At 31.3% G+C, this 10598-nt stretch carries 11 protein-coding genes and 1 pseudogene; 5 read left to right on the plus strand and 7 right to left on the minus strand.

All coding sequences use genetic code 11. The features are described 5' to 3' along the window. Positions 1-92: 92 nt before the first annotated feature. From I6U48_RS14500 to I6U48_RS14530, 7 genes and pseudogenes are all read right to left on the minus strand, one after another. A complete protein-coding gene (locus I6U48_RS14500) occupies positions 93-512 on the minus strand; it encodes a SoxR reducing system RseC family protein (protein ID WP_218321185.1) in 420 nt (139 codons plus the stop codon). A gap of 173 nt (positions 513-685) precedes the next feature. Then, a pseudogene (locus I6U48_RS14505) lies at positions 686-1048 on the minus strand (iron-sulfur cluster assembly scaffold protein); the annotation flags it as partial. A 48-nt stretch (positions 1049-1096) separates the two neighbouring features. Beyond that, positions 1097-1288 carry a hypothetical protein gene (locus I6U48_RS14510; protein ID WP_218321186.1) on the minus strand — a complete coding sequence of 64 codons (192 nt, stop codon included), beginning with the start codon at positions 1286-1288 and terminating at the stop codon, positions 1097-1099. A gap of 142 nt (positions 1289-1430) precedes the next feature. After that, complete coding sequence (locus I6U48_RS14515; RefSeq protein ID WP_312891023.1) at positions 1431-2540, minus strand: iron ABC transporter substrate-binding protein; 1110 nt, start codon at positions 2538-2540, stop codon at positions 1431-1433. 45 nt (positions 2541-2585) lie between these two features. Next, on the minus strand, positions 2586-3338 hold the full coding sequence (locus I6U48_RS14520; protein ID WP_218321187.1) for an ABC transporter ATP-binding protein: 753 nt from the start codon (positions 3336-3338) through the stop codon (positions 2586-2588). After that, the gene (locus I6U48_RS14525; RefSeq protein WP_218321188.1) at positions 3335-4396 is read right to left on the minus strand and encodes a FecCD family ABC transporter permease; all 1062 of its coding nucleotides are present in this window, start codon (positions 4394-4396) and stop codon (positions 3335-3337) included. The genes I6U48_RS14520 and I6U48_RS14525 overlap by 4 nt, the downstream gene beginning before the upstream one ends. A gap of 42 nt (positions 4397-4438) precedes the next feature. Continuing rightward, complete coding sequence (locus tag I6U48_RS14530) at positions 4439-4963, minus strand: FmdE family protein (RefSeq protein WP_218321189.1); 525 nt, start codon at positions 4961-4963, stop codon at positions 4439-4441. Positions 4964-5358: 395 nt separating this feature from the next. Between I6U48_RS14530 and I6U48_RS14535 the strand changes: the two genes are divergently transcribed. From I6U48_RS14535 to I6U48_RS14555, 5 genes are all read left to right on the plus strand, one after another. Then, positions 5359-5742, plus strand: a complete 384-nt coding sequence (locus I6U48_RS14535) for an SHOCT domain-containing protein (protein ID WP_218321190.1) — start codon at positions 5359-5361, stop codon at positions 5740-5742. Beyond that, a complete protein-coding gene (locus I6U48_RS14540; RefSeq protein WP_218321191.1) occupies positions 5732-6844 on the plus strand; it encodes a 4Fe-4S binding protein in 1113 nt (370 codons plus the stop codon). Before I6U48_RS14535 ends, I6U48_RS14540 begins: the two co-directional genes overlap by 11 nt. 111 nt (positions 6845-6955) lie before the next feature. Then, positions 6956-7177 carry a hypothetical protein gene (locus I6U48_RS14545; protein ID WP_218321192.1) on the plus strand — a complete coding sequence of 74 codons (222 nt, stop codon included), beginning with the start codon at positions 6956-6958 and terminating at the stop codon, positions 7175-7177. Between the two features lie 410 nt (positions 7178-7587). Beyond that, positions 7588-7863 carry an ArsR/SmtB family transcription factor gene (locus I6U48_RS14550; RefSeq protein ID WP_218321193.1) on the plus strand — a complete coding sequence of 92 codons (276 nt, stop codon included), beginning with the start codon at positions 7588-7590 and terminating at the stop codon, positions 7861-7863. Positions 7864-7956: 93 nt separating this feature from the next. Further along, positions 7957-10431, plus strand: coding sequence for a CoA-disulfide reductase (locus tag I6U48_RS14555; protein WP_218321194.1), 2475 nt, complete (start codon positions 7957-7959; stop codon positions 10429-10431). The last annotated feature ends 167 nt before the right edge of the window (positions 10432-10598 follow it).

Raw genomic sequence — 10598 nt, forward strand, 5'->3', positions numbered from 1 at the left:
TCTTTGTATTTTTATATTCATTTATTCAAAGATATAAATTATTAGTATACATAAAATAATCTTCTTTTTCGCTTCATTAACGAAAGATAGCCTTAAATTTTTCTTATAATTATAGGTTTTAATCTAGAGTTCTCTGATACATATTTTTCATAAAATTTAATAATTATTAATGAAATAATAAAAAATATTATTCCACAGAATATAGCAGTTATTTGTGAATTTATTCCTAACGTTCCTGAAATATGCCAGCCTGCAACAGCACCTAAAACTGCAAGCACTAGAGGCAAAATAAAAACTATAAATGCAACTCTTATCATGCCTACTTCCTTTGCTTCAAAGATCACTTTATCTCCTACATTTGCATTGACCTCATTTTTCACTTCAATTACTGACTTTGAAACACCTTCACCTTGACAGCAATAGGCACTATCACAACTAGTATGACTAACAGGTCTTACTAAAGCCAACTCTCCTCTTGCCTCTGTTACGATTCCTATAAGTTCATTCTTCATTTTATCAGCTCCATCATAAATTATATTGTATCAATTGTCTTGTAAATTTTTACCAAAAATTTTCAGAATCACCTTTTATATAAGCGGTACATCATGTAATTTACTATCTTGTCCTTAATAAAATAATAATGTTTAGATATGCACATTTGTATCTTTTGTATTTTAGTTTTTGTTCTTTTTTCCTCATAATCTTGAATTGCCAGTTTCAAAGCACTTACTCCTAGATTTGAACAATGCTTCTTTTCTTCTGGTAGTCCATCCAGAGCATCAATAACATCTTGTTCTTTAATCTTTAATGCTTCTTCAAGTGTTTTCCCTTTTGCAAGCACAGATGTTATGCTAGAAGTTGCAACCGCTGCACAACAGCCAAATACAAGGTAACTGATTTTTTTGATAACACTATTTTCTACTTTTATAAACATTCTCAAGGAGTCTCCACAGGATGGATCTCCAACTGTACTTTCACCATTAGCATCTAACATCCGATGAGCATTTTGTGGATTTCTAAAATGCTCCAATACTTTTTTTGAATATATGTTGTCCACCTCCCCTCATTGTCTACTAATAGTTTACATTCGTTACCTTCATACATAATTTAATTTACTTAGCAGTTCATCAAGGTTAAGTTTATACTTTTCTGCAACATTTTCAATTGAATCAAATAAGTTATTACATAACACGCATTCCCCTGAGACTGTATCATATTGATGAAAAACATCCTCTGTTTTAGGATACTTCTCAACCACATCCAACAATGTCATTTTCTGAGTAATCATTTATTTTGCCTCCATAATTTTTAACTTTCTTTACACAATATCATTATAGCATATGCTAATTATATATCAATTTTTATTTTATAAAAAAATTTACTCAGGCATTTCCTTTCATCATGCCTGAGTAATAAACAACATTAATAAATTATTTCAGCGTTATCTTTTTAAATCCACCAAAATTTTTTGCCATTTCTGAATAAAGTTCTTTTCCAAGAAGAGTTTTATATATTTCATCAGCTTTTTTCTCTGGATCAACATCCTTAAATTTTTCAGGATAAAGAACCTTGCCAAGATAATAAGCATCTGCCATAGCAGTTTCAATATTTGTAGTATAGAAATTATACGGCATTTGTGAATATAATTCTCCATTTTTAACTGCTGAAAGATTATTATAGTAACTTGGATTCTTCTTATAATCCTCTTGTACTACCTGTAGTCCTCCCTCATCTATAAATATCTTATCTGGATTCCATTTGAGTAATTTTTCCTTATCTATCATAATAGATCCTGTCTTTCCTGTCTCATCCACTACATTTTTTGCATGTACAGCCTTAAACAAAGAATAGTTTCCTTGAGTACTTTCAATACCATGAGAACCCTTCATACTAACTGCTCCAGCATATGTACTTGGTTTTTCATTTTCGGCAATATCTTTAGTTCTCTTATCTAGGTCATTTTTACAATTTTTTATATAATTAACTACTTCCTGTGCTCTGCTTTCGCTGCCAGTGATTTTACCTATAATTTCTAGAGAAATATTTACATCAGAATCAAAAGTAGATTCTTTTCCATAGCTTAGCACTACAACAGGTATATTAGTTTTTGATTGTAACTCATCAGCAGAAGCCTTATCAATAGAATAAGTAGTAAAAATTACATCTGGCTTAACGGAAAGTATTTTTTCAGGATCTGCTGCATTATTGGGTCCTCCGGAACCAATAGTTGTAAGCTTTGAAATATCCGGATTTATCATCATATACGGCTTACCTATAGGACTACCTTTCTCTATCTGTTCAACACCAGCTAAATTTTTAGAACCATTTACATAGCAATAAAGCCTCAAGGCTCCAGGTCCAATAGCTACAACTTTACTTGCCTTTGAATTCAAAGTAATTTCCCTTCCTAGTAAATCCTTTACAGTTATCTTTTCAAATTTTGAAACGGTGGTTTCAGCAGTTTTAGACGCACAACCTCCAAGTAAAAATATCGTTGTAAATATCATTACAAGCAACAAGCTTGAAAACTTTCTACGCACAATTATTTCCTCCTAATTCAATTATATATATCCTGCATTAATACTCTATAATGGCACAACCACAAGATTGTTTCTACATCTCTCAATTGCTACTGGAACAGAATAAACACTTTCAATATTTTCAGAAGTCATTACTTCAGGTCCACCCACAGCAAAAATATTTTCATCCTTTAAAAGAACAAATTTATCAGCAAATCTTATTGCAAGGTTCAAATCATGTACTATCATTATTGCAGCAATTTGCTGACTTTTAACTATCTCCCTTATTATCCTTATAACTTCAAGTTGATTTTTTAAGTCCAAATTACTTGTAGGTTCATCTAAAAGAAGTACATTAGGCTCCTGTGCAAGTGCCCTTGCAATTACAACCTTCTGCAATTCTCCACCACTCAGCTCATCCAAATATCTTAAAGAGTACTCTTCAAGTCCAAGCATTTTAATAGCATTATTAGCTATTTCAATATCCTTTTCTGTAATATTCCACTTAATATAAGGCTTTCTTCCCAGAAGTACCGAATCAAAAACAGTAGTTCTCATACTAACCTGCTGTTGTGCAACATAACCTATCTTTTGAGCAAGCTTTACAGGATTAAGCTTGAAAACTTCATCTTTTCCAACTACCACAGTACCAGCTTGTACTTTTAATATTTTATTTATGCATTTAAGAAGCGTAGATTTACCGGCACCATTTGTACCTAAAATTGCAAGACATTCTCCCTTTTCTACAGAAAAATTAATATCTTTTAGAATAGATCTGCTTGGATATTTAAAGCTTAATCCCTTTACTGATAAAATCATTTTCTCTTATACCCCCTCATAAGCAAATATAAAAACATAGGTGCACCAAGAAATGAGGTAATAGATCCTACTGGAAGTACTACTGGTGACACTATAGTTCTTGCAAGAGTATCCGAAACAAGAAGCAAAAGCGATCCCATAAGGGCAGAGGATGGAATTAAAAAACGATGATCCCCTCCAATAAGTCTTCTCATTATCTGAGGACCTATAAGTCCTATAAATCCAATAATACCAAGAAATGAAACTGCAGCAGCAGTAATTAAGGAAGAAACAAACAATCCTCCGAACCTCACTCTTTCTACATTTACGCCAAGGCTTTTTGCCGCTTCTTCTCCGCTATCCATAGCATTATAATCCCACTGCCTTATTATAAAATAAATCGTCGAAGTTATAATAAGAATTGCCATTATAATTACTTCTCTCCAAGAAGCGCGTCCAAGATCTCCAAAGGTCCAAAAGACAACTGCAGCTACCTGCACGTCTTGTGCAAAGTATTGAATAAGTGTAATTCCTGCTGAAAAAAGTGATCCTATAGCTACACCTGCAAGAAGCACAGCCTCCGAAGAAAGAGATCTAAGTGTTGCTATCATTAAAATAATAAAAGTTGCTACCATTGAAAATCCAAAGGCACAAATAGTAACTATATATGGATTATTTATAAGAACTGCATCTGCACTACTGCTTTTTATACTTCCTGCTCCAAATACTATAATAGCAAGATTGGCACCAAAAGCCGCTGCACTAGATATTCCTGAAGTTGATGGTGACGCTAAGGGATTTCTTAAATTACTCTGCATTACACAGCCTGCAACAGATAATCCTGCACCTGCTATAATTGCAGCCAAAACTCTTGGAAGACGTATATTCCAAATTACAACATTAGAAAGCTCGGTTCCCTTTCCTAAAACAGCCATTATAACCTGATAAGGTTTAATATTTGAAGAACCAGCACATATTGAAAATATAGAAAATACTATGATTAACAATATGACAAGTGAAATTATAATCTTTTTTCTTCCCGTGTATTGCTTATAACTTTGATTTATCTCTAAGTTCAATTTTTATCAATTCCTTTACTTGTTATGCATTTTATATCCATATTAAAAACCTCTAGAATATTCTTTAAAGCAATCTATACATACCTTTTTACCATCCATTATTCTAATTCTATGCTCTGCAGTGCTTTCTCCGCACACTTCACAAGTTATGTTATTAAACAATCTAGCTTTCTCTGGAACATGAAAATTTGGTTTTTTAAAATCAAACAATTCATCACAGGATGCATCAAGCATATATTCCATATCCTTTTGTCTATCACCAGTTCTATTCCAAGATTTTAGAACTATTCTTAAAGCATCGCCATTTTTTCTATTAAAAAACGAAAAAGCCATCTTACCAGCATCCTTGTATATTAAATTACCTTTACCTATAGAGCATCCTGTTATAACCTGTACTGCATCAACACCACAAGCATCATTTTCAGTTATACAAACAATTTCTTCGTCCTTTGAAAAGGATAATCCCATTTTTTCCTTAGCTGCCTCACTAACCTTAAAACCTATTGCCAATCCTGGACATTCATGTCCGTGAAACTCCACACATTTTTCCCATAATTCTTTATTCATAATATTTCCTCCTTAAAGTTTTGCTATTTACTAGTTGTTTTTAACTAGCAAATGCCAATTTATATTTTAGATATTTAACTAGCAATATTCATGCCAGTTTATATAAAGATATATGCTAATTGTAAAATCGTTAAGAAAATAGATTCTAGCGAAGCATCTTCTGATATTAACTTTTATTTTTTAAAACAAAAGTTTCATTTTGAAAAAATACGGTCTCTTTTTGAGAATATTTTATCATTTTGGAACTAAGATTTCTAACAAGTTTCAAAAATATATAAAGTCCACAATTGTTTCACAAATTCAGATAATAGTGCTGTTATAATGAAATTGTAAACGAGGAAAAAGTTAATATACAGCACGATTCAAATTATAAAAATATAAAGGAGTTGTAAATTATGAGATACGGTTATCACCTAGGATTAGGTCTTTATAGTCCCTACATTATGACCTTAACAATCCTCCTAATTGCCTTAATTGTTTATTTAGTCTTAAAACAAAAATCAGTTCCCCCAAGCAGATATTTTATTAAACTTTTAGATGTTTTAAAGGGAAAATATGCTGAAGGTCTTATTACTTATGATGAATATGCTAAACGTAAAGTTATTATTGAAAATTGTGACTTTCTATCTCCATATTCCTTGATACTTCTTGAAAGATATGCAAAATGCGAAATAGATACTACCGAATTATTCCGTATTAAAAAAATTGTTGAAAATGAAAATATTGATGTTCAAACTCGTGAAAACTTATCAAAAGGAGTGAATAATTATGAAAAATAACTTAGTTAAAAGCCTTCGTTATGTAATATTAGCGGCTATTCTTATTTTTGTTACTATACAATCCTACTTACATGTTACTATTGGCGGTAAAGACTACGCATCAATCCATGCATTATGTCCTTATGGCGCACTAGAGTCCTTGTATAATTTAAGCTTTAGTGGTACTTTTATACAAAAAATTTTCTCTGGTACCTTTATACTGTTTGGTCTAACATTAATCCTTGCACTTATCTTTAGAAGAAGCTTCTGCGGCCTTATTTGTCCATTCGGAACTATTCAAGAACTTTTTGGTAAGCTTGGCAAGAAGCTCTTTAAGAAAAGATTTGAATTACCTAAAAAAATAGACAATCCTTTAAGATATTTAAAATATGTTGTTCTCTTTATAACTCTATACTATAGCTGGAAAACTGCAGGGTTATGGATGTCTCCTTATGATCCATGGACTGCTTATGGACATGCAGGTGAAGGCTTAAATTCCATCATAGAAGAATTCCCAATTGGATCTATATTATTACTAATTACTATTATAGGTTCAATGTTATATGATAGATTCTTCTGTAAATACCTTTGCCCTATGGGTGCCTTTTATGGAATAGTATCAAAAGTAAGCCCTGGAAAAATTACTAGGGATGAAAATACTTGTGTAAATTGTGGATTATGTAATAAAAATTGTCCTGTAAACATTAAGGTTTCTGAAAGCAAAGTAATCAAATCTGCTGAATGTCTAAATTGCCAAAGCTGTATATTATCTTGCCCAATGAAAGATACACTTAAATTTAAATTCTTCGGTAAGGGAATTGCACCTATAACAGTTATAATTATTGTAATTTCAATATTCTTCGGTGGCATAGGAATTACTAAGCTGACTAATGTATATCAGACAACTCCAGCACCTATAACCTCTTCTACAACTCTTAATCCAGAAGAAATTAAAGGTTACATGAGCATTGAAGATGTTTCCACTGCTTTAAAAATAGATTTAAAGGAAGTATATAAAAAGCTAAATATACCTACTACAGTACCAAAAGAAACTAAATTAAAAGATGTTAAGAACTTTGTACCAGATTTTGAAGTTGAAACAGCTAGAGAAAGTTTAAAGTAAAATCGGCTAATTTATTGTATAGTTTTTACTACCATAGTATAATTTAATCATAAATCACAGATTATTACATTCTAAGATTTACCAATCACATCAAAAGGAGTGAATATCATAATGAATAATTTCGAAAAAATGAGCATTCTTGAATTAGAAAAAAAGCTTAAAAAACTTAAAGACTCTCTTGAAGACATAGAAGAAGAAAGATCTCTTGTACTAGGTCAGACAGGTATCCATTTACCAGGTACTACAGTGAAGAAATTTGAAGCTGAAATAGAAGAAACAACTCAACGTATTAATGAGTTAGAAGAATTATTACAGAAAAAACGTTCTATCTAACATCTATGGGATAAGCGATCTACTAATTTAAAACAATAAAAAAATTAGGCTTCATCTCTCCTTATCAAAGTATATGAAAAAAATTCTATTGTAGTAGCTGAACAATATTCTATTAGCTAAAAAGAGGTTAATCTAGATTATTTAGTTTAACCTCTTTTAACTATTATTATCAATATGCTATAACCCATCACAATTACAGCCTTTCTCTTATATAATGGCGTATCATAAATCTCACAATATCATTTCCATTATTTACCATTTTGTCAATAAGTCATTTATTAGCTCTTATATGTTTATCTGATTAACTTTTATTTTAGAATTTTTTTATTAAAAAGTATTGATTTATACATCATTGTATCGTAATATATAAATATATAGATTTAAAAATATGTTTTGCGAGGTATAAAACTATGGATAAAGATTTTACAAAATACGATGATAAAGTAGAAATTCTTAAAGTATTGGCACATCCTATTAGGCTATGCATTGTTAAAGGATTATTAGAAAAGGGGGAGTGCAATGTTGGATATATGCAAGATTGCCTTGGAATACCTCAATCTACCTTATCTCAACACATACAAAAGCTAAGAACAGCCAAAGTCATTGAGGGCAAACGAAATGGGCTTGAAGTTCACTATAAAATTTATAATCCATTAGTTATTAAATTGCTTGAAACTTTGTTCTAAATTCTATATAAAATTAAATTTAAAGTAATTCTAAAAATAATTTTTAAGAGTTTAATTAATAATAGAAATATATACTTAAAGGGAGGAATTTTCATGAGTAAAAAAATATTAGTTGTTGGTGGAGTTGCAGGTGGAGCATCTACAGTTGCAAGGCTTAGAAGATTAGATGAAAGTGCAGAAATAGTAATGTTTGAAAGAGATGAATATATATCTTTTGCAAATTGTGGTTTACCTTATTATATAGGTGAAACAATTAAAGAAAGAGAAAAGCTCTTAGTTCAAACACCTGAAAGTATGCACGATAGATTCAATATTGATGTAAGAATTAATAGCGAGGTCATTGCCGTTGATGTTAACAAAAAGATAGTAAAAGTAAATAGTAAAAAGAAAGGAATCTACGAAGAAAGTTATGATTATTTAGTATTATCTCCTGGTGCAAAAGCTATTAGACCAAACATCGAAGGTATAAACAGTAACAGAATTTTCACCTTAAGAAACATCCCTGATACAGATAACATAAAATCATTAGTTGATAAAAAAGGGATAAAAAGTGCTGTTGTCATCGGTGGTGGCTATGTAGGTGTTGAAATGGCAGAAAACTTAAAAGAAAAAGGTCTAGAAGTTACTTTAGTTGAAGCCGCACCTCATATTCTTGCACCATTTGATTCAGATATAGTAGTTACAGCCGAGAAGGAACTTACAGAAAATGGAATTGAGTTATTATTAAATGATGGAGTGAAATCTTTTAAAGACAATGAAAATAGTATTGAAGTTACTCTAAATAGTAATACCAAAGTTACTGCTGATTTAGTAATATTAGCTATTGGTGTAACTCCTGATACTAATTTTATAAAAGATAGTGGAATAAAGCTTGGAGTTAAAGGACATATATTAGTAAACAATAAAATGGAAACAAATATAGAAAATGTCTATGCTGTTGGCGATGCAATTGAAGTCGTTGATTTTGTTAACAACCAAAACACTGCAATACCTTTAGCTGGACCAGCAAATAAACAAGGAAGAATAGTTGCAGATAATATAGTAGGATTAAATTCAAATTATAAAGGTACTCAAGGTACTGCAATAATTAAAATTTTTGGTCTAACGGCTGCAAGCACAGGAAATAATGAAAGAACTCTAAAGAGATTAAATATACCTTATAAAGTTATTTATGTACATCCAGTATCTCATGCATCTTATTACCCTGGTGCTCTTCCTCTAACATTAAAACTTATATTTAATGATGAAGGCAAAATTTTGGGTGCTCAAGCTATAGGCTATGATGGAGTTGATAAAAGAATTGATGTTATTGCTACAACAATGAGACTTGGTGGCTCAGTGTCAGATTTAACAGAACTTGAATTGTGTTATGCACCACCATTTTCTTCAGCAAAAGATCCTGTAAATATGGCTGGCTTTGTAGCCGAAAATGTTCTTTCTGGAAAAATGGAAGTTATCACTCCAGAAGAATATTCTAATTATAATAAAGAAAATACTATTCTTTTGGATGTACGTACAGATATAGAATTTAATAATGGTCATATTGAGGGTGCTTTAAACATTCCAGTAGATGACCTAAGAGAAAGACTCGGAGAGCTAGATAAAAATAAGGAAATAATTGAGTATTGCCAGGTTGGTCTTAGAGGATATGTTGCATCAAGAATATTATCTCAAAATGGATTTAAAGTTAAAAATATAACTGGCGGATACAAAAGTATGTCGATTTTAAATTTTATTCCTAAAAAATCCGAAGAAAATAATTCTAAAAAACTAGTTTTAGATCAAGATACGCAGGTAGTAAAGTCTGAATTAGCTTCAAATGGTTTAAATTATGACAAAAGTCTTGATGCTTGCGGTCTTTGCTGTCCTGGTCCACTTATGCAAGTTAAAGCGTCTATAGATGATTTAACGGATGGTCAGGTTCTTAAGGTAACCGCTTCTGACCCTGGTTTTTATGAAGATATAAAAGCATGGTGCCAAAGAACTAACAATGAACTTGTTAACTTAAGTAAGGATAAAGGTAGTATTACTGCCTTTATAAAAAAAAACAGCAATAGAGCTAAAGTAGCAAATAATATTGAGTATGCTACACCTGTAAAAGATAATAAAACGTTAGTTGTATTTAGTGGAGACCTAGATAAAGCAATAGCTTCCTTTATCATAGCAAACGGAGCTGCATCAATGGGTAAAAAAGTTACTATGTTCTTTACCTTCTGGGGATTAAATATTCTAAGAAAACACGAAAAAGTATCTGTAAAGAAAAGCCTTATGGATTCCATGTTTGGCTTTATGATGCCAAGAGGCAGCAAGCGATTAAAGCTATCCAAAATGAACATGATGGGTATGGGTGGAAAAATGATAAGAATGGTTATGAAAAATAAAAATGTAACTTCTCTTGAAGATCTAATTAAATCAGCCGTAGATAGTGGTATAGAGATAGTAGCTTGTCAAATGTCTATGGATGTTATGGGACTTAGCAAAGAAGAGCTTATTGATGGAGTTAAAATAGGCGGCGTTGGCTATTACTTAGGCGAAGCTGAGGATTCAAATGTTAACTTATTTATCTAATTGCGTTCAAGTATATTTTACTTAATCAAACCTATAAACTAGTATTAAGTAAAGTTAATACATCTTAATGGGGCTGTCGCACTATAAAGCAGAACCGCCGAAAGTCAACTTATACGCAGGGATATATTGACATTCTGGAAGACACATTTAAATACTTTGACAAGTCT

Origin of the sequence: Clostridium thailandense (genome assembly GCF_019207025.1) — a bacterium.
GTDB lineage: Bacteria > Bacillota > Clostridia > Clostridiales > Clostridiaceae > Clostridium_AM > Clostridium_AM thailandense.